The organism is Rhodanobacter soli, from assembly GCF_040548735.1.
GTDB lineage: Bacteria > Pseudomonadota > Gammaproteobacteria > Xanthomonadales > Rhodanobacteraceae > Rhodanobacter > Rhodanobacter soli_A.
In genome coordinates this window covers 2,042,258-2,063,200 of sequence record NZ_JBEPSD010000001.1, presented here as the reverse complement: position 1 = coordinate 2,063,200, position 20,943 = coordinate 2,042,258, and the positions used below count along the sequence as shown (strand labels likewise).

The window sequence follows — 20,943 nt, the reverse complement described above, 5'->3', positions numbered from 1 at the left end:
CGATGCCTTGGTGAGTATGTGCCGCCCCGCCGTGGCCCATGAGCCGCGACGCCCGCTATTGGCCATTATTACCCACCGCGGTCAGTGACAGGGCAGCTTTGGGCATCCGACCACCCAGCAAACGCGTATCCGACATGAAAAAGGCCGCCGGGTTATCCCCGGCGGCCTTCTTGCAGCTACAACTATTACTTCAAATCATCAGAAGTCGTACGAGGCACCGAAGCGGACATATCGTCCCGTCTGCATGCTGTACGGACGGCCATAGCTCGAGCTTGCCTCGATCGGGTAGGTCTGGGTGATCTTCTGGCTGTCGAACACGTTGTTGACCATCACGTTGAAGGCCAGCTTCTTGCCCGCCCATTCCGGCCGGTACTCCGCGCTCAGGCTGAGCGTATAGGTCCACGGGTTGCGCGTGGCACCCGGCGACGACGGCTCGCCCTTGCAGAAGTGATAATACGGACCGTAACCGAGACCCGGATTGGTCTGAGCTTCACCGTAGTAGCCCAGGCAGGTCTTCGGCGAACCAGACAGGATCGCCAAATTGCCCGACACCATCCATTCCGGCGCGATCTGATACGAACCGTACGCCTTGATCTGGTGGCGACGATCGTTGGAGAGTGCGCCGTTGGCGTAGTCCATGGTCGCGGCGTAATCCCAGTCCACCGTTGCCGACACGTCATCCTGACCGATGTCGGAACGCACCTGGCCTTCGCTGTTACCGTAGCTGCGCGACCACACGTAGTCGACCTTGCCGAACCACTTGCCGTCGAACGGATGCTCCAGATACAGGTTCAGGCCGTAGTACTTGCGCTTCATCGTGGTGTTGAAGTGGAAGTCGTTCTTCCAGTCCATCTCCACGGTGTAGTAGCCGCCGCCCAGCTTCGGAATGTTGAAGACGGAGGTGCTGCCCGGATTGATCAGGATGCTCGCCGGTACCCGGGTAGCGTCGTAGCTATTCGGGTCGATGCCCATCGCGTTCATCTTGGCGATGATCGAAACGTTGTCACCGACGTCGTCAATCGCGTTGCGCAGGTTGCGGTAGGTCGCCTTGGCGCCGTACACCCACGAGTCGCCCAGCTTCTTGTCGAAACCAAAGATGTACTCGTCCTGGTACTCCGACTTCAGGTTGGTCGAGGCCGAGGTCTTCGGATCACGCGCCTGGCCGTACTCGCCGTTGGCCGACACGGGCGCACCGGAACCCAGATAGGTGTCGATCGGGGTCAGGCCTGTCGGGATGCCGTTGGCGTCGATGCCGGTGTAGGTAAAGTACTCGCGGGTGTACAGCGAGGTGCCGGCGGAACGCAGCGCCACGCTGGTGGGCAGCGCAAGGTAGTAGCGACCGGCGTTGCCGTAGACCTTGAAGCTGGAATCACCGTTCACGTCCCAGCTGAAGCCCACGCGCGGCGCCCACTGCGGGCTGGTCAGGCGCAGGTAGGGCTGGCCGACGGCGTTGTAGTTGGTGAACTGGTCGTTGCGCAGACCGATCTTGACCAGCCAGCGGTCATTCACCTGCCAGCTGTCCTCGACGTACTGCGCACGCTGCGCCACGCGCACCGACGCATTGTCGTGGTAGCGGTAGCGGGCTACGTAATAGCCGGTCTCGCCACCCGGCTGGGAGCCTGTATTAGCCACCCACGGCGAGTTCTGCCAGTCGGCACCCGGCTGGGCGGTACCCGGACCACCCATGACGTAAGTGTCGGGATCGCCGAAATCGTTGTACTCCCAGGCGTAGCCGAGGCCTTCGTCGGGGAACTTGGTGCCGCCGTCAATGTTCTTCTGATCCTGATTGTCGATACCGGCGGTCAGCGTATGGTCGCCGAGCTTGTAGCTCACGTCGACGCGCAGGTTGGTGTTGGTCGAGCGATGGCCCGGCAGGTTGATCGTCGACACCGTCTGGCTGTTAGTAATCGGCGAGTCGCCATTGAGATCGGGATTCTGATCCTGGGCGCCGAAGATATACGGATAGGTCGGATCGTAGTCGGCGACGCTGCTGTACCAGGTGCCCTTCATCTTGCCGTACAGCGCAGTGACTGTCAGGTCATCGGTGATATAGCTGGTGAACTTGGCCGAATAGACGTCCGCACCGTTCTTGGTGTGGGTGTCGTTGCTGTTGAAGCCGCCTTCCGTCTTGGTGGCATAGTCGAAGTCGTTGAATACGCCCTGATACGACGACTTGTTCGACGCACCGGTCAATTCGAGGATGTTGCTGTCGGTGATGTTCCAGTCCAGCTTGCCGTACCACTTCGGGTTGTCATAGCGGTAGTGGTCCACGAACGGCGCGACGTTCGAGCCGGTCGACTCGCCCTGCTGGCGCTCGGCCTCGACGGCCGCGAACAGGAACAGCTTGTCCTGGATCAGCGGGCCGCCGACGTAGGCGTCCACCGTGGTGGTCCACGACTTGTTGTTCTTGCGATACTGCCGCATCGCACCCTGCGAACCGTCCTTCTTGACGTAATACCAGTTCTTCGGGTCGGCACGCAGATCCTTCGGGGTCCATTGGATCTGGCCACCGAAGTGCCACTCGTTGGTGCCACGCTTGCCGACCTGGCTGATCACGCCGCCGTCGGAACGGCCGTAGGCTGCGCCGTAGCCGCCGCTCATGATTTCCTGCTGATCGATGGCGCCGTACGGCAAGGTGATACCGCCGAAGCCGCTGAGCGGGTCGGTGGTGTTGAAGCCGTTGATGTAGTACGCGTTCTCGGTCACCGAGGAGCCGCCGAACGACACCACCGAGCCACCGGTCAGATTGGTGAACAGGCCACTACCCTGGACCACGCCCGGGGCCAGCAGGGCAATCGCCTCGGCGCTGCGGGCCAGCGGCAGGCGGGCCAGCTGCTCGGCGGTGATGACCGTGCGGGAGTCGACACCGCTCACGTCGATGGTCGGCAGGGCGTTGGCCTGCACCGTCACCGCCGACAGGGTCTGGGCGTTCTGCGCACCGAAGGAAACCTCGGTACCCGAACCCACGCGCAGAGTAACGTTGGAGCGCGAGTCGACGGATTGGCCGTCGTGCTGCAGCGTCACCGTATAATTACCCAGCGGCAACGAATCAACCGCATAGCGGCCGGACGCATCGACAGTAACCTGACGGGTAATACCCGACGTACTCTTGACCAGCACGGAATCACCCGCCTGTGCTTGGCCGAAGATGCTGCCCGTGGTTGCCTGGCCAAAGGCCAATCCGGCGAAGCCCAGTCCCAGTGCCAGAGCGAGCGCTGTACGCTGCAGCTGCCCGGTCTTGAAGTTTTTACGCGAATTCATCGTGTGATTCCCCATGGTTCGGCCCGAGCTATCCGGGCACAAGAAACTTTTTGTGTGTTCGTGACATCCAAGGGCAACATCCCAAAAGCTATGCAAGCCCATGCCGATCCACATGATTTAAACTAGGTTTCTTGCGCAAATAGCTACGCAAGTTAGACCGACGTTAATTCAAGAAATCGCGAAGGTCAACACTTCCCTAACTTTATTTCGAAGGTTTTTTCGCTTGACATACGCTCATAACCTGCGCTAGCTCTACTCCCCTTCTCATAGGCACTCCAAATGGATACGCAAAAGCTCACGAATTCTTCACCCACTGGGACGTTCGCCGAACGCATCAGATTGCTGATCCAGCGCGTCGGGAGTGCTACCGAAATCGCAAGAATGTGCGGCTTCTCCGAAGGCGTGGTGCGCAGCTGGCGCGATGGCAACACCGATCCGTCGCGCGCGCGTTGCGTGACGCTGGCCAAGACACTGGGCATCTCGCTGGTGTGGCTGGTGGCCGGCGAAGGAACGCTGCAAGTCGACCCCACCCATGCCGGTGCGGATGAACAGTACAGTTCGGAAAAAGCCGCACCACACCGCTCCCACGGTCGCATGGGCCCTACGCATAACCATATGGCGACCACCACCACGAGTGTCGATGCGCAGCGGCTGGATACCGCCGTGCGCATCCTGCAGTCGGAGCTGAGTCTGGCCAACAGCCAGCTAGCCCTGTCCGACAATACCGATTTGCTGACCCAGCTCTATGAAATGCTCGGCCCTGGCGGCTCCCATGTGGATCCGCTCGCCATGGTGACGTTCAACCAGAAGCTCGCCGAGCGGATCCGCCAGGAGCGCGGCACGGCCTGACCCGCAACCTGCTTGCATCACAAAAAAGCGCGGCGGCCTTGAAGGTCGCCGCGCTTTTTTTGGCCTACCGTCAGAGCAGCGCGATATCGGCAATGGCCCCGAACTGGGCCTTCAGCTGGCCCAGCAAGGCCAGTCGGTTGGTACGCACGGCCGGATCGTCGGCGTTCACCAGCACGCTCTCGAAGAATGCGTCCACCGGCACCTGCAACTGCGACAGGCGTGCCAGCACCGCGGTGTAGTCACCGGCGGCCAGGGCCGTGGCGCTGTCCCGCTGTGCGGAGGCCAGCGCGTCGGCCAGTTCGCGCTCCGCATCCGCCGCGAAATGCGCCGGGTCGACGATCTTCCCGATGGGCGGTGCACCGGCCTCCTCGGCCTGTTTGCGCAGGATGTTCGCGACGCGCTTGTTGGCAGCGGCCAGGCTGGCCGCTTCCGGGCGACGGCCGAACTCGGCCACCGCGCGCAGACGGTGGTCGAAATCGGCCAGGCTGGCCGGCTGCACCGCCAGCACTGATTCGAACTGGGCGTTGTCGAAGCCCTGTTCGGCGTAGTAGCCGCGCAGGCGATCGAGCACGAAATCGTACAGTTCATCGACCAGGATCGCCCGCCGCTGGCCCGCGTTGAGGGCCGGTGGCTTGCCGTCCTTGCCCGGCTTCAAGCCCGCCGCCAGCGCAGCGTCCGGCAACAGTTCCAGCGCCTCGACAAAGCTGCCGCGCAAGTCCAGTTCGAGGCCGCCCTCGATCAAGGTGCGCGCCAGGCCCAGGGCGGCACGGCGCAGCGCGAACGGATCCTTGTTGCCGCCGGGCTTCATGCCGACGGCGAAGATGCCGGCCAGCGTATCCAGCCGTTCGGCCACGGCCAGCACCTGGCCGAGCCGGTCGGCGGCGATCGCATCGCCGCCGAAACGCGGCTGGTAGTAGCTGTCCAGCGCCTCGGCCACTACCGCCGGCTCGCCGTCGTGGCTGGCGTAATAGCGCCCCATCACGCCCTGCAATTCGGGGAATTCGCCGACCATGCGGGTCAGCAGGTCGCATTTGCTCAGGGAGGCGGCGCGGGTGGCCGCGCCGGCATCGACGCCAGCCCGGTTGGCGACGATCCGCGCCAGTTCGGCCACGCGCACGCTCTTGTCCCACAGACTGCCCAGCGCCTGCTGGTAGGTGACGCCCTTGAGCTGCTCCTGGTAGCCGGCCAACGGCGTCTTCAGGTCCTCGTCCCAGAAGAACTTGGCGTCGGCGAAGCGCGGCCGGATCACCCGCTCGTAACCCTTGCGGATCTCGGCCGGGTCCTTGCTCTCGATGTTCGCGATGCCGATGAAGTGCTCGGTCAGCTTGCCGTCGGCGTCGAATACCGGCACGAACTTCTGGTTCGCCACCATGGTGGTCACCAGCGCCTCGGGCGGAACGCCGAGGAACTCGCGCTCGAACGTGCAGGCGATCGCCACCGGCCATTCGGTGAGGTTGGCCAGTTCGTCCAGCAGCGCATCGTCGAGCCGCGGCACGCCACCGGTCACCCCCGCAGCCCGTTCGATCTGGTCGTGGATGCGCTGGCGCCGCTCGCGTGGATCGGCCAGCACGTTGCAGGCGCGCATCGCATCCAGCCAGCCGTCCGCATCGGCCAGGTGCACCGGCTGCGGGTGCATGAAGCGATGGCCGCGCGATTTGCGGCCGCTGCTCAGGCCCAGCACGCTGCCGTCGACGATGTTGGCACCGTGCAGGATCACCAGCCAGTGTGCCGGGCGTACGAAGCTGTAGTCGTGATCGGCCCAGCGCATCGGCCGCGGGATCGGCAGCGTCTTCAGCGCCTCGTCGATGATTTCCGGCAACAGCGCCGCCACCGGCTGGCCCGGCTTGACCGTCCGCCAGACGAACCAACTGCCTTTGTCGGTTTCCAGTTTTTCCAGCTGCTCGACGCCGACGCCGCAGGACTGCGCGAAGCCAAGTAGCGCCTTCGACGGCTGGCCTGCCGCATCGAGCGCCGCAGCCAGCGCTGGGCCACGGCGTTCCAGCGCCTGCTCCGGCTGCGTCACGGCTACTGCAGGGATATACGCTGCCAGGCGGCGCGGCGAGGCATAGGCCTGGGCCAGATCGAGCCCGGCGTCGATGCCGCGCCTGGCCAGGCCGTCGCAGATGCCGCGCAGGAAAGCGGCGGACAGTTCATCCAGCGACTTCGGCGGAAGCTCCTCGGTGCCCAGCTCGATCAGCAGTGACTTGGCGGCGCTCATGCGGCCTGCTCCTTCGCGTTCTTCGACGGCGCATGCTTCAGGCCCGGGAAGCCGAGCCTCTCGCGCTGCGCCACATAGGTCTCGGCCACGCTGCGCGACAGCGTGCGCACGCGCAGGATGTAGCGCTGGCGCTCGGTGACGCTGATCGCACGGCGCGCGTCGAGCAGGTTGAAGGTATGGCTGGCCTTCATCACCTGTTCGTACGCCGGCAGCGGCAGGTTCGCCCCGATCAGCTGGTTCGCGGTGGCCTCGCATACGTCGAACCAGCGCAGCAGTTCGGGCACGTTCGCGTGCTCGAAGTTGTAGGTGCTCTGCTCCACCTCGTTCTGGTGGAACACGTCGCCGTAGGTCACGATGCCACGTGGACCGTCGGTCCAGACCAGGTCGTAGACGTTGTCCACGTTTTGCAGATACATCGCCAGCCGCTCGAGGCCGTAGGTGATCTCGCCGGTCACCGGGCGGCATTCCAAGCCACCGGCCTGTTGGAAGTAGGTGAACTGGGTGACCTCCATGCCGTTGAGCCAGACCTCCCATCCCAGTCCCCAGGCACCCAGGGTCGGCGACTCCCAGTTGTCCTCGACGAAGCGCAGGTCGTGCACCAGGGGATCGAGACCGAGTTCCTTCAGCGAGCCGATGTACAGGTCGAGGATGTTTTCGGGATTGGGCTTCATCACCACCTGGTACTGGTAGTAATGCTGCAGTCGGTTCGGATTCTCGCCGTAGCGGCCGTCGGTGGGTCGGCGCGAGGGCTGCACGTAGGCGGCGGCCCAGGGCTCGGGACCGAGCGCGCGCAGGAAGGTGGCGGGGTGGAACGTGCCGGCGCCGACCTCGGTGTCGAGCGGCTGCAGCAGCACACAACCCTGCGCCGCCCAGTAGCGGTTGAGGGTCTGGATCACATCCTGGAAGGTGCGTGCGGACATGGTTTTCCGTGACCTTGGGTAAAGCGCGTTAGTATAGCCGCAGCTCGCTTTTCCACCGGGTTCCGGTCGGAAAACGCACCGCGGGGGACGCATCCGGATGGCCGCTTCACCTCAAATCGCATCCCTGCTCGGCCGACGTGGCCGGCTGGAGCTGGACGAACTGCTGGCGACGCTGGTGGTCGACGGTTACCTGCTGGCCGATGACGCCAAGCAGGTGCGCATGGGTGTCCGAGCCGGCCGCAGCACGGTCGAGCTGCATCCGCTGGTGCTGATCGCGAACGCCAAGCTGGCGAACCAGCACGAAAAGGGCCGACCGCTCAGCCTGGAAGCCCTGACCGAGTGGCTGGCCGGCCACGCCGGTCTGCCATACCTCAAGATCGATCCGATGAAGATCAATGTGGCCTCGGTGACGCAGGTGGTGAGCCATGCCTACGCCAAGCGCCACCGGATCCTGCCGATCGCGGCCGCACCGGGCGAGGTGACGTTCGCCACCTGCGAGCCGTTCGAGGCCGGTTGGGCGCCGGATCTGGCGCAGATGCTGCGGCGGGACATCAAGCGTGTGGTGGCCAGCCCGATCGACATCAACCGCTACCTGCAGGAGTTCTACGGCGTCCAGCGCTCGATCCAGCTGGCGCAGGACGCCAAGGGCAGCAGCGATGCCTCTTCCGCCATCCTCAATTTCGAGCAGCTGGTCGAGCTGGGCAAGAGCGGTGAAGTCGGCGCCGACGACCGCCACGTGGTGCACATCGTCGACTGGCTGCTGCAGTACGCGTTCGAGCAACGCGCCTCGGACATCCACCTGGAACCACGCCGCGACACCGGGCATATCCGCTTCCGCATCGACGGCGTGATGCAGAAGGTGTTCGAACTGCCGGCGCCGGTGATGACCGCGGTGACCGCGCGCATCAAGATCCTGGCGCGCATGGACGTGGCCGAAAAACGCCGCCCGCAGGATGGCCGCATCAAGACACGCTCGTCCTCCGGCCGCGAGGTGGAGCTGCGCATCTCGAACATGCCCACCGCGTTCGGCGAGAAGGTGGTGATGCGCATCTTCGACCCGGACCTGGTGGTGAAGGACTTTGCCCAGCTCGGCTTCTCCGCCGGCGAGGGCGCCAACTGGCGCAGCATGGTGGAGCGGCCGCACGGCATTGTGCTGGTCACCGGCCCCACGGGCTCGGGCAAGACCACCACGCTGTATTCCACGCTCAAGCACCTGGCCACGCCGGAGCTCAACGTGTGCACGGTGGAAGACCCGATCGAGATGGTCTCGCCGGAATTCAACCAGATGCAGGTGCACGCGGCGATCGACCTGGATTTCGCCGCCGGCGTGCGCACGCTGCTGCGGCAGGACCCCGACATCATCATGATCGGCGAGATCCGCGACCTGGAAACCGCGCAGATGGCGGTGCAGGCCTCGCTCACCGGCCACCTCGTGCTGTCCACCCTGCACACCAACGATGCGCCTAGCGCGGTCACCCGCCTGCTCGACCTGGGCGTGCCGCATTACCTGATCCAGTCCACCCTTACCGGCGTGGTGGCGCAGCGACTCGTACGCACGCTGTGTCCACACTGCAAGCGGGCAAGCGCGCAGGATCTTCAGGCCTGGACCGTACTCACCCACGGCTGGGACATGCCGCTCCCGCAGCAGGTGTTCCAGCCGGTCGGTTGCCTGGAATGCCGCAATACCGGCTTCCTCGGCCGTACCGGCATCTACGAGATGCTGAAGCTGTCGCCGCGGCTGCGCGGCATGATCTCGGCCCAGCTCGACCTGAGCGGATTCGGCCAGGCCGCGCTGTCCGAGGGCATGCGTCCGCTGCGCATCTCGGCCGCCGACCAGGTCGCCGCCGGATTGACCACCGTGCAGGAAATTCTCACCGTCTTGCCGCCGATCGACGCGTTCGACGATACTCAGCCGTAAAGACGTCCAGATGATGCGTGACCAACTACCCGCATGAAGCCCGTACTGATCATCCGCACCGGTCGCGCGCCGGATCGTATCCGGGCCCGCCACGGCGACTTCCCTCACTGGTTCCGGCTTGGCGCGGGATTGCATCCGCGGCAGCTGCGGATTGTCGACGTCGCGGCCGGCGAGGCATTGCCGGCGCCGCGTGAAGTCGCCGGAGCCATCATCACCGGTTCGGCGGCCATGGTCACCGAACGCTCGGCATGGAGCGAGCGCACCGCCGGCTGGATCCGCGATGCGATGGATGCCGAGCTGCCCTTGTTCGGGGTCTGCTATGGCCATCAGCTAATGGCCCACGCGTTGGGCGGGCGCGTCGACTATCTGCCGGGCGGGCGTGAAATCGGTACCCAGGCCATCGAGGTGTCAGCCGCCGGCGCGCAGGATCTGCTGGCGCGTGGGCTGCCGGCCAGCTTCCGCGCTCATACCACGCACGAACAAAGCGTGATCGAACCACCAAGTGGAGCTGCCGTACTGGCTCGATCGGCACGGGACCCGCATCAACTGCTGCGCTACGGACCCCATGCACTCAGCGCGCAATTCCACCCGGAGTTCAATGCCGAAGTGATGCGCGCCTATATCCGGCGCAAGCATGCCGACATGCGGCGCGAGGGTACGGACCCGCAGCAGATCTTCAGTGCGGTGGCCGCCACGCCGATTGCCCGCCGGCTGTTGCGCCAGTTCTCACGCCATCACCGCTGGATTGCGGCCGCAGGCTGAAGCCTCAGCCACGCAGGCGACGGGCGATGGCATCGCGAGAAAACAGCGCAAACACCACGCCGAACAGAAAACCGCCGATGTGTGCCCACCAGACATAGGCGCCATAGCTCGGCCCCGCATAGCTGAACAGCAATTGCAGCAGAACCCAGAGGCCGATCAGCAGGAACGCCGGCACCCGCACGAACTCCAGGTACAGGCCCAGTGGCAGCACCAGGCCGAGGCGGGCACGCGGAAACAGCGCCACGTACGTGCCGACCACCGCCGATACCGCGCCACTGCAGCCGATGATCGGCAGGCGTACACCGGTCAGGGACAACGCACCGATCAGGTTCGCCACGATCCCGCCCACCACGAACAGCAGCAGGAACCGCAGCGAGCCCAACGCGCGTTCGCCCGGCAGGCCGAAGATCGCCAGAAACAGCAGGTTGCTCAGCAGATGCAGCCAGGTCACATGGATGAACAGCGCCGTGAACAGCCGCAGCAGGGCGGGATCGGTCAACTGCGGCAGCAGCGCCTCATGTGGATCGAAGATGTTCGCCGGTACCGTGCCCCACTCCAGCAACAGGGAAACCCGTTGCGTCGCAGGCGTCAGCGCCAGGCCCACGAAACACATCACGCAGACCGTCACCACCAACAGGGTTGCCCAGTGCCAACGGGGACGGCGACGTGTTTCGACATGGACAAACAAGAATCGCTCCCCAGACATGTGTCGGCCGCAGTGTGCCAGCCATCATAGGCGATGACGAATTGCCCGCGATGATGGAATCGGTATTTCGCTACCAAAGAACCCCCCACCGTTGCCGTTGAGGGATATTCCAGGATGAAGCCCGAATCGGTGCGCGGTGGGAGCCGCCGATCGTCGATCGCGGCCGTAACCGCCACAAAGACGAAGGCCTCCCCGGATGGGGAGGCCTTCTTTGGATAAAGCCCCTGGCGGTGACCTACTCTTGCATGGCAAAGCCACACTACCATCGGCGCATGCGCGTTTCACTTCTGAGTTCGGGATGGGATCAGGTGGTACCACGCCGCTATGGCCGCCAGGGAAGGGGTGGGAGCAGCGCTGACGCGCCGGCTCCACATTTTTGAAGAGACGGCCCTGACAGCCGGCTCTCCTGTGAACGATCCTCGATTGAAGAGTTGAAGAGTCCGGCCATGGATGGCCGGTCTTGACTCTCCGTGAGAGGATCTCACGTAAAGATAATTGTAAACGAGTGACAAGCGTCGAGGTGAATTCGAATCAATCGAGACGGTGCAAAGGAACGTTTGCGAAGCGTCTTGGGGTTATATGGTCAAGCCGCACGGCTCATTAGTATCAGTTAGCTGAACGCATTGCTGCGCTTCCACACCTGACCTATCAACCACCTGGTCTTGATGGTGCCTTAAGGAGAGTCAAGCTCTCGGGAGATCTCATCTTGGGGCGTGCTTCCCGCTTAGATGCTTTCAGCGGTTATCACTTCCGTTCGTAGCTACCGGGCAATGCCATGGGCATGACAACCCGAACACCAGCGGAACGTCCACTCCGGTCCTCTCGTACTAGGAGCAGCCCCCCTCAAATCTCCAACGCCCACGACAGATAGGGACCGAACTGTCTCACGACGTTCTGAACCCAGCTCGCGTACCACTTTAAATGGCGAACAGCCATACCCTTGGGACCGGCTACAGCCCCAGGATGTGATGAGCCGACATCGAGGTGCCAAACACCGCCGTCGATATGAACTCTTGGGCGGTATCAGCCTGTTATCCCCGGAGTACCTTTTATCCGTTGAGCGATGGCCCTTCCATACAGAACCACCGGATCACTATGACCTACTTTCGTACCTGCTTGATCCGTCGATCTCGCAGTCAAGCACGCTTATGCCATTGCACACAGTGCGCGATGTCCGACCGCGCTGAGCGTACCTTCGTGCTCCTCCGTTACTCTTTGGGAGGAGACCGCCCCAGTCAAACTACCCACCATACACGGTCCCTGACCCGGATTACGGGCCGAGGTTAGAACGTCAAGCACTTCAGGGTGGTATTTCAAGGATGGCTCCACGCAAACTGGCGTCTGCGCTTCAAAGCCTCCCACCTATCCTACACAGAAGAACTCAACGTTCAGTGTAAAGCTATAGTAAAGGTTCACGGGGTCTTTCCGTCTTGCCGCGGGAACGCTGCATCTTCACAGCGAATTCAATTTCACTGAGTCTCGGGTGGAGACAGCGCCGCTGTCGTTACGCCATTCGTGCAGGTCGGAACTTACCCGACAAGGAATTTCGCTACCTTAGGACCGTTATAGTTACGGCCGCCGTTTACTGGGGCTTCGATCAAGAGCTTCGCCTTGCGGCTGACCCCATCAATTAACCTTCCAGCACCGGGCAGGCGTCACACCCTATACGTCCACTTTCGTGTTTGCAGAGTGCTGTGTTTTTGATAAACAGTCGCAGCGGCCAGGTTACTGCGACCCATCAACGCTCAGTCACGCACGTGACCACGTCGATGGGCGCACCTTCTCCCGAAGTTACGGTGCCATTTTGCCTAGTTCCTTCACCCGAGTTCTCTCAAGCGCCTTGGGATTCTCACCCTGCCTACCAGTGTCGGTTTACGGTACGGTTTTTCTACAGCTGAAGCTTAGTGGCTTTTCCTGGAAGCGTAGTATCAGTCACTTCGTCCAATAGGACTCGTCTCGGTGCTCGGCATAAAGGGTCCCGGATTTGCCTAAGACCCATGCCTACCGCCTTTCCCCGGGACAACCAACGCCCGGTAGACCTAACTTTCTCCGTCCCCACATCGCACTGTAGAAAAGTGCTGGAATATTAACCAGCTTCCCATCGACTACGCATTTCTGCCTCGCCTTAGGGGCCGACTCACCCTGCGCCGATGAACGTTGCGCGAGGAAACCTTGGGCTTTCGGCGTGGGGGCTTTTCACCCCCATTATCGTTACTCATGTCAGCATTCGCACTTCCGATACCTCCAGCAGACTTTACAATCCACCTTCACAGGCTTACGGAACGCTCCTCTACCGCGTACACATAAATGTGCACACCCCGAGCTTCGGTGCATAGCTTAGCCCCGTTAAATCTTCCGCGCAGACCGACTCGACCAGTGAGCTATTACGCTTTCTTTAAAGGATGGCTGCTTCTAAGCCAACCTCCTGGCTGTCTATGCCTTTCCACATCGTTTTCCACTTAGCTATGACTTTGGGACCTTAGCTGCGGGTCTGGGTTGTTTCCCTTTTCACGACGGACGTTAGCACCCGCCGTGTGTCTCCCGGATAGTCTGTCCTGGTATTCGGAGTTTGCCATGGTTTGGTAAGTCGCGATGACCCCCTAGCCATAACAGTGCTCTACCCCCAGGAAGATTCGTCCGAGGCGCTACCTAAATAGCTTTCGAGGAGAACCAGCTATCTCCGAGTTTGTTTAGCCTTTCACTCCTATCCTCAGCTCATCCCCATCTATTGCAACAGATGTGGGTTCGGTCCTCCAGTGCGTGTTACCGCACCTTCAACCTGGCCAAGGATAGATCACTCGGTTTCGGGTCTACTGCCTGAGACTATGCGCCCTATTCAGACTCGATTTCTCTTCGCCTCCCCTATACGGTTAAGCTTGCCACAGACAGTAAGTCGCTGACCCATTATACAAAAGGTACGCAGTCACCCTTGCGGGCTTCCACTGCTTGTACGTATACGGTTTCAGGGTCTATTTCACTCCCCTCTCCGGGGTTCTTTTCGCCTTTCCCTCACGGTACTAGTTCGCTATCGGTCAGTCAGTAGTATTTAGCCTTGGAGGATGGTCCCCCCATGTTCAGACAAGGTTTCACGTGCCCCGCCTTACTCAATTTCACACAAAGTGCCCTTTCGTCGACTGGGCTATCACCATCTATGGCCGGCCTTTCCATGCCGTTTGACTAGAACACAATGTGCTTTTGGGCTAGTCCCCGTTCGCTCGTCGCTACTCAGGGAATCTCGGTTGATTTCTTTTCCTCCGGGTACTTAGATATTTCAGTTCCCCGGGTTCGCCCTGCATGGCTATGTATTCACCATGCAGTACTCCTTGCGGAGTGGGTTTCCCCATTCGGACATTGCCGGATCAAAGCTTGTTGCCAGCTCCCCGACACTTTTCGCAGGCTGCCACGTCCTTCATCGCCTCTGACTGCCAAGGCATCCACCGTATACGCTTAGTCGCTTGACCATATAACCCCAAGTCGCCTCGGGGCAGCACCCTCCTCAGGTGCAGCCAAGTTACTTCGTTTTCGTGCCTTAACACTTGTCTCGGTTCGGTTCGAACCAAGACGCTTGTCACTCGTTTACGTGTTTTCAAAGAACATCACACCGGCCTCAATGCCGGGTGATTTCAAAATCTTGGGTGTGCTGATACTTCACGCAGCGCTTGATGGTGGAGCCTGTCGGGATCGAACCGACGACCCCCTGCTTGCAAAGCAGGTGCTCTCCCAGCTGAGCTAAGGCCCCAAGGTATCCTCGGACTAATGGTGGGTCTGGGTGGACTCGAACCACCGGCCTCACCCTTATCAGGGGTGCGCTCTAACCACCTGAGCTACAGACCCAGTGAGATCGAACCCCAGAACCTAAGCCAGGCTACCTGGAACTCGGTTCGAAGCGGCTGTTCCTGAAGAGCCCGGCCATGGCTGGCCGATTTGCTCTTCGCGAAACGGACTTCGCGTGAAATACAGGTGTCTTGTGTGGACGTCTTGCGTGAAGACTCACGCCGTCATTTCTTGAAAGGAGGTGATCCAGCCGCACCTTCCGATACGGCTACCTTGTTACGACTTCACCCCAGTCATGGACCACTCCGTGGGCGTCGTCCTCCTTGCGGTTAGACTAACGCCTTCTGGAGCAACCCACTCCCATGGTGTGACGGGCGGTGTGTACAAGGCCCGGGAACGTATTCACCGCGGCATAGCTGATCCGCGATTACTAGCGATTCCGACTTCACGGAGTCGAGTTGCAGACTCCGATCCGGACTGGGATCGGCTTTCTGGGATTGGCTCCACCTCGCGGTATTGCAACCCTCTGTACCGACCATTGTAGTACGTGTGTAGCCCTGGCCGTAAGGGCCATGATGACTTGACGTCATCCCCACCTTCCTCCGGTTTGTCACCGGCAGTCTCCTTAGAGTTCCCACCATTACGTGCTGGCAACTAAGGACAAGGGTTGCGCTCGTTGCGGGACTTAACCCAACATCTCACGACACGAGCTGACGACAGCCATGCAGCACCTGTGTTCCGATTCCCGAAGGCACTCCCGCATCTCTGCAGGATTCCGGACATGTCAAGGCCAGGTAAGGTTCTTCGCGTTGCATCGAATTAAACCACATACTCCACCGCTTGTGCGGGCCCCCGTCAATTCCTTTGAGTTTCAGTCTTGCGACCGTACTCCCCAGGCGGCGAACTTAACGCGTTAGCTTCGACACTGATCTCCGAGTTGAGACCAACATCCAGTTCGCATCGTTTAGGGCGTGGACTACCAGGGTATCTAATCCTGTTTGCTCCCCACGCTTTCGTGCTTCAGCGTCAGTGTTGTCCCAGATGGCCGCCTTCGCCACTGATGTTCCTCCCGATCTCTACGCATTTCACCGCTACACCGGGAATTCCACCATCCTCTGACACACTCTAGCTGTCCAGTATCCATCGCCATTCCCAGGTTGAGCCCGGGGATTTCACGACAGACTTAAACAACCGCCTACGCACCCTTTACGCCCAGTAATTCCGATTAACGCTTGCACCCTTCGTATTACCGCGGCTGCTGGCACGAAGTTAGCCGGTGCTTATTCCTCAGGTACCGTCAGCCCCATAGGTTATTAACCCGTGGTATTTCGTTCCTGATAAAAGTGCTTTACAACCCGAAGGCCTTCTTCACACACGCGGCATTGCTGGATCAGGCTTGCGCCCATTGTCCAATATTCCCCACTGCTGCCTCCCGTAGGAGTCTGGGCCGTGTCTCAGTCCCAGTGTGGCTGATCATCCTCTCAGACCAGCTAGCGATCGTCGCCTTGGTAGGCCATTACCCTACCAACTAGCTAATCGCACATCGGTCCGTCCAACCGCGCGAGGCCCGAAGGTCCCCCGCTTTCTCCCGTAGGACGTATGCGGTATTAGTCCCGGTTTCCCGAGGTTATCCCCCACGTCTGGGTAGGTCCCGATGCATTACTCACCCGTCCGCCACTCGCCACCCACAGTATTGCTACTGCTGTGCTGCCGTTCGACTTGCATGTGTTAGGCATGCCGCCAGCGTTCAATCTGAGCCAGGATCAAACTCTTCACTTAAGTTTTCGATCGTCACATCGCCTTTGCAGACCATGATGACAATCTATCTTTCTGAAGCGTTCTTCCCAACCAATCAAAACTCATTACTGACTTTTTACTTGGTGGGACGCTTGCATTGCTTGGACAGGTCGTAACCCTCCAGCACAAGACGTCCACACAATTCACCTGCGCACACTGTCAAAGATCCTTGTTCTGCATCCCGTTTCCGGTCTGCGCCCCAGAACGTTTCGTCCCGGGTGAGCCGCCCATTCTACATCGCTTTTTGCGACCGTCAACACCTCGGTGAAGCTTCTTCGAGGTCCCGGCAGTCCGTCTTGCGACGTTGGGCGACTGCGGGCCGCGAATAATACGGGCTGCGCTTTATTTGGCAAGCGTTTCTTGAGAAAAATTTCACGGAATCTTCGCAAGCGACTGTCGTGTCGTCGAATTTTCTTTTCCCAAACGCGCCCGCACATCGCCATACCTGTGGCACAGACGTACCGAAATCAGGCGAGTACGAGCTTCACGCGGGCAAAGTTGCGCTTGCCGACCTGCAATACGCCTTCGAAGCCGGCGCTGAAGACGCGCTGCGCATCCTCCACCACTTCCGCGTCGATGCGCACGGCGCGCTCCTTCAGCTTGCGATTCGCCTCGGAATTACTGGCGGTGAGTCCGGCCGCGGTCAGCAAGGCGGCCAGTCGCATGCCTTCGGCCGGCACCACGACGTCCGCCTGCGGCAGCAGCGAGGTATCGCCCTCGCCGCGTACGACGGCATGCCAGCCGGCTACCGCCTGCTCGGCGGCAGCCGCGTCGTGGAAGCGCGTGGCCAGTTCGCGCGCAAGGCGCAGCTTGGCGTCGCGCGGGTTGAGCGCGCCGCTGGCGATGTCCTGTTTCATCCGGGCCAGCTCGTCCAGCGACACGTCGAAACTGAGCAGCTCGAACCAGCGCCACATCAGTTCGTCGCCGATCTTCATGGTCTTGGTGACGATGTCGATCGCCGGCTCGTTGATGCCGATGTAGTTGCCCAGCGACTTGGACATCTTGTTGACGCCATCCAGGCCTTCCAGTAACGGCATGGTCAGCACGATCTGCGGCGGCTGGCCGTGGTGTTCCTGCAGCGCGCGGCCCATCAGCAGGTTGAACTTCTGGTCGGTGCCGCCCAGTTCCACGTCCGCCTTCAGCGCCACCGAGTCGTAGCCCTGCACCAGCGGATACAGGAACTCGTGGATCGCGATCGGCTGCTGCGCTGCGTAGCGCTTGGTGAAGTCGTCGCGCTCGAGCATGCGCGCCACGGTGTGCTGGGCAGCCAGCCTGATCATGTCGGCCGCCGACATCTGGCCGAACCATTCGGAATTGAAACGCAGCTCTGTCTTCTCGCGGTCGAGCACCTTGTAGACCTGCTCGGCATAGGTCTCGGCGTTGGCCAGCACGTCTTCGCGGCTGAGCGGCTTGCGGGTGACGTTCTTGCCGGTAGGGTCGCCGATCATGCCGGTGAAGTCGCCGATCAGGAAAATCACCTGGTGACCCAGGTCCTGGAACTGGCGCATCTTGTTCAACAACACGGTATGGCCCAGGTGCAGATCCGGTGCCGTGGGGTCGAAGCCGGCCTTGATCCGCAACGGGCGACCGCTCCTCAGACGCTCGGCCAGATCCTCCCGCTTGATGATTTCGTCGGCGCCGCGCGCAATCGTGGCCAGCGCCTGCTCAAGCTCGCTCATTGGTTTCTCTCTGATGAAGTGGGCAGCGGCCCGCAATGTGATCGTGCCGTCAACGTTAATTGTGTGTTAACCAGGAATGCGTTGCAAACCCTTGATGCGAAAGGCGTTGACGCCCTTTGCACATGACCGTTATGGTATGCGCAGTTTGTTACTTTGTAGCGCGGGCGTGTACAGCATGGCAGAAGAAAAGCAGGGGGCGCGGCAAACCCGCAAGCAGGCGATCTGTCGCAAGGCGCAGCGTCGGCACTCCCATTTCTACGAGCGCCGTGCACACTGGTCGTTCAATCGCTCGGGCGAGATCGAACCGATCCGCTGGAACCGCGAGCGTCTGGTGCTCGCCGGCACCGCGTTGCTGATCACCCTGCTGTCAGGTTTCATCATGCCCGCCTGGGCCAGCGCGATGCGTCCCGCGCCCACGCCGGAAGTCCACTCGTTGCTGCCGCTGGCGCTGCCCAAGATCGCGCCGGTCAACACCACGTCCGGCACCGTGGACGACTGGCAGGTGGTGCGGGTGCAGCCGGGGCAGACGCTGTCGGACATCTTCGGTGCCCGCGGCCTCGGCATGGCTGACCTGCAGAAAGTGATGGACGCCGCCGGTGGCGCGAAATCCGCCCTGCACAGCATTCGCCCGGGTCAGGAATTCGACTTCCTGCTCGGCAACGACGGCAGCCTCAAGGGCTTCCGCTTCGACCGCGACCAAGCCAGCCGCGCGACCGTCCGTCTCGACGGCGCGCAGCCCACCGTCGCCATCCAGCAGCGCGACATGGACCTGCGCGAACAGGTGGCGCATGGCGTGATCCGCAGCAGCCTGTATGCCGCCGGCGACCAGGCCGGCATGGACGCGGCGATGGTCGGCAAGCTTGCCGACCTGTTCAAGTACGACATCGACTTCGTGCAGGACCTCCGCGTCGGCGACAGCTTCACGGTGATCTACGACGATATCTACCGCGATGGCGTGCGCTACGGCCAGGGCAACATCATCGCGGCCGAGTTCGTCAACCAGGGCAAGCGTTACACCGCCTACCGCTTCAAGAAGGCCGACGGCAGCTACGGCTGGTACAGCGAGGACGGCCGGCCGATCCAGAAATCGTTCCTGCGCATCCCGGTCGATTTCACCCGCATATCCTCGCAGTTCACCGCGGCGCGCATGCACCCGGTCCTCGGCCGCATGCGTGCGCACAAGGGCGTCGACTACGCCGCACCCAGTGGCACGCCGATTCATGCGGCCGGCGATGGGGTGATCAAGTACCACGGCTGGGAGCGCGGCTACGGCAACTTCGTGGTGATCCAGCACGACAAGACCATCAGCACCGCCTACGGCCACATGTCGCGCTTCGTGAAGGGTCAACACGTAGGCGAGCGCGTGCGCCAGGGCGAAGTGATCGGCTACGTCGGCATGACCGGCCTCGCCACCGGTCCGCACCTGCACTACGAATTCCGCGTCAACGGCGTGCAGCGCAACCCGCAGACGGTCACGCTGCCGAAACCCGAGCCGCTGCCGGCCGTGCAGATGGCGCGCTTCAAGGCCGAAGTGGTGAAGCCCCAGCTGGCACGGCTGACCGAACTGGACTCCCGCATCAAGCTGGCGCGTGCCAACGCCCCCGCCAACCACGACAACTGAGCATCCACCGCGCGTGGACGACGACGCCTCGGCGCTCTACCTCGGACTGATCTCCGGCACCAGCGCGGACAGCATCGACAGCGTGCTGGTCAGCTTCAGCCGTGGCGTACCTCAGCTGCTGGCCAGCCACGCGCATCCCTGGCCCACGGCGCTGCGCGAACGCATGCTGGCCCTGGCGCAAGGCGAAACCGCGCTGGACCTGGATGCATTTGGACGGCTGGACGTCGAAATCGGCCACGGCTTCGCCGACGCGGCGCTGCACCTGCTCGAACACAGCGGCACCCCGGCAACGGCCGTCCGCGCGATCGGCTCGCACGGCCAGACCCTGCGCCACCGCCCGACCGGGACGTACCCGTTCACGCTGCAACTGGGCGACCCCAGCGTAATCGCCGAACGCTGCGGCATCGACGTCGTGGCGGACTTCCGCCGCGCCGACATCGCCGCGGGCGGGCAGGGCGCGCCGTTGCTGCCGGCGCTGCACGCGATGCTGCTGTCCCGGCCGGGACACGCCCGGGTGGTGCTCAACCTCGGCGGCATCGCCAACATCACCGTGCTTGGCGCCAACGGCAGCGTGCTCGGCTTCGACACCGGCCCGGCCAACGGCCTGCTCGATGCCTGGTGCCTGCGCCAGCGCGGCGAGTCGTTCGACCGTGACGGCGCGTACGCCGCCAGCGGCCACCTCGACGCTGGCCTGCTCGATGCTTTGCTGGCCGATCCCTACTTCGCCTTGCCGCCGCCGAAGAGCACCGGCCGCGAGCATTTCCACCTGGACTGGCTGGCCACGCACGCGCCCTCCGCCGCGCTGGACCCGGCCGACGTGCAGGCAACCCTGCTGGAGCTCACCGCGCGCAGTGTCGCCATGGCGATCGCGCAGCATGCCCCGGGCGCGGAAGAAGTGCTGGCCTGCGGCGGCGGCGTGCACAACGGCGCGTTGATGCGGCGCCTGGGCGAACTGCTGGCACCCCGCGTACTGCTGAGCACATCGCGCTACGGCATCGACCCGGATTTCCTCGAAGCCACCGCGTTTGCCTGGCTGGCGCGCCAGCGCCTGCTCGGCCTGCCCGGCAACCTGCCGGCGGTCACCGGCGCGCGCGGACCGCGGGTGCTGGGCGCGATCTATTCCGGGCCCGCCGCCGGTTCGCCGTAACGGATACGCTCCGGCGCCAGCTGGGTCGGGCGAGTTTGCGCCAGCGCGCGCAACGCTTCCTGGAATACTCCCTGTTCCGCGGCTTCCCACTGACCTTCGAGCACGGTCAGCGCTTCCGGATCGCGCAAGTTTTCGCTGAAATGCTGGGCGGCCGAGATGCCCAGGCCATTGCGCAAGGCGTGCAGCATCACGTCGTTGACCGAGCACTGGCGCTCCCTGGCCAACGCCCGGATCCGTTCGGTGAGCAGACTGTCGACGTGCTGCAAGATCATGTCCGGCACAAGCGTCACT

Annotated in this window: 11 protein-coding genes, 2 tRNA genes and 3 rRNA genes; 5 read left to right on the top strand and 11 right to left on the bottom strand. The window is 62.3% G+C overall.

Annotation, left to right across the window (positions count from 1 at the left end; translation table 11 throughout):
- Positions 1–198 precede the first annotated feature (198 nt).
- A complete protein-coding gene (locus ABIE04_RS09295; RefSeq protein ID WP_354549049.1) occupies positions 199–3,261 on the bottom strand; it encodes a TonB-dependent receptor in 3,063 nt (1,020 codons plus the stop codon).
- Between the two features lie 279 nt (positions 3,262–3,540).
- Between ABIE04_RS09295 and ABIE04_RS09290 the strand changes: the two genes are divergently transcribed.
- Entirely contained in the window at positions 3,541–4,110 is a 570-nt protein-coding gene (locus ABIE04_RS09290; RefSeq protein ID WP_354549044.1) for a helix-turn-helix domain-containing protein, read from the top strand.
- A 70-nt stretch (positions 4,111–4,180) separates the two neighbouring features.
- Here ABIE04_RS09290 and glyS read toward each other — a convergent pair whose 3' ends face one another.
- Both glyS and glyQ read right to left on the bottom strand, forming a co-directional pair.
- Positions 4,181–6,328: a glycine--tRNA ligase subunit beta gene (glyS, locus tag ABIE04_RS09285; protein ID WP_354549040.1), complete on the bottom strand. Its 2,148-nt coding sequence runs from the start codon at positions 6,326–6,328 to the stop codon at positions 4,181–4,183.
- A complete protein-coding gene (glyQ, locus tag ABIE04_RS09280) occupies positions 6,325–7,248 on the bottom strand; it encodes a glycine--tRNA ligase subunit alpha (protein WP_354549035.1) in 924 nt (307 codons plus the stop codon). Before glyQ ends, glyS begins: the two co-directional genes overlap by 4 nt.
- A 97-nt stretch (positions 7,249–7,345) precedes the next feature.
- Between glyQ and ABIE04_RS09275 the strand changes: the two genes are divergently transcribed.
- Positions 7,346–9,166, top strand: a complete 1,821-nt coding sequence (locus ABIE04_RS09275; RefSeq protein WP_354549030.1) for a GspE/PulE family protein — start codon at positions 7,346–7,348, stop codon at positions 9,164–9,166.
- Positions 9,167–9,199: 33 nt separating this feature from the next.
- The gene (locus ABIE04_RS09270) at positions 9,200–9,928 is read left to right on the top strand and encodes a glutamine amidotransferase (protein ID WP_354549025.1); all 729 of its coding nucleotides are present in this window, start codon (positions 9,200–9,202) and stop codon (positions 9,926–9,928) included.
- 4 nt (positions 9,929–9,932) lie between these two features.
- On the opposite strand, the gene ABIE04_RS09265 is transcribed toward ABIE04_RS09270, so the two are convergent.
- The 7 genes from ABIE04_RS09265 to tyrS all read right to left on the bottom strand — a co-directional run bounded on the left by ABIE04_RS09265 (position 9,933) and on the right by tyrS (position 17,884).
- Entirely contained in the window at positions 9,933–10,616 is a 684-nt protein-coding gene (locus tag ABIE04_RS09265; protein WP_214556377.1) for a rhomboid family intramembrane serine protease, read from the bottom strand.
- Positions 10,617–10,856: 240 nt separating this feature from the next.
- Positions 10,857–10,970 (bottom strand): 5S ribosomal RNA (rrf, locus tag ABIE04_RS09260).
- A 243-nt stretch (positions 10,971–11,213) separates the two neighbouring features.
- Positions 11,214–14,095 (bottom strand): 23S ribosomal RNA (locus ABIE04_RS09255).
- A 202-nt stretch (positions 14,096–14,297) separates the two neighbouring features.
- A tRNA-Ala gene (locus ABIE04_RS09250) sits at positions 14,298–14,373 on the bottom strand.
- Positions 14,374–14,391: 18 nt separating this feature from the next.
- Positions 14,392–14,468: transfer RNA gene (locus tag ABIE04_RS09245), tRNA-Ile, on the bottom strand.
- A 174-nt stretch (positions 14,469–14,642) separates the two neighbouring features.
- Positions 14,643–16,187: ribosomal RNA gene (locus ABIE04_RS09240) — 16S ribosomal RNA — on the bottom strand.
- Together the 16S, 23S and 5S rRNA genes with 2 tRNA genes alongside form the textbook arrangement of a ribosomal RNA operon.
- Positions 16,188–16,672: 485 nt before the next feature.
- Entirely contained in the window at positions 16,673–17,884 is a 1,212-nt protein-coding gene (tyrS, locus tag ABIE04_RS09235; RefSeq protein WP_354549017.1) for a tyrosine--tRNA ligase, read from the bottom strand.
- Between the two features lie 175 nt (positions 17,885–18,059).
- Between tyrS and ABIE04_RS09230 the strand changes: the two genes are divergently transcribed.
- Both ABIE04_RS09230 and ABIE04_RS09225 read left to right on the top strand, forming a co-directional pair.
- Complete coding sequence (locus ABIE04_RS09230) at positions 18,060–19,505, top strand: OapA family protein (protein WP_354549012.1); 1,446 nt, start codon at positions 18,060–18,062, stop codon at positions 19,503–19,505.
- 13 nt (positions 19,506–19,518) lie between these two features.
- The gene (locus ABIE04_RS09225; RefSeq protein ID WP_354549006.1) at positions 19,519–20,652 is read left to right on the top strand and encodes an anhydro-N-acetylmuramic acid kinase; all 1,134 of its coding nucleotides are present in this window, start codon (positions 19,519–19,521) and stop codon (positions 20,650–20,652) included.
- Here the strand turns inward: ABIE04_RS09225 and ABIE04_RS09220 are convergent.
- Positions 20,622–20,924 carry a hypothetical protein gene (locus ABIE04_RS09220; protein WP_354549002.1) on the bottom strand — a complete coding sequence of 101 codons (303 nt, stop codon included), beginning with the start codon at positions 20,922–20,924 and terminating at the stop codon, positions 20,622–20,624. The genes ABIE04_RS09225 and ABIE04_RS09220 overlap by 31 nt on opposite strands.
- Positions 20,925–20,943: the final 19 nt, after the last annotated feature.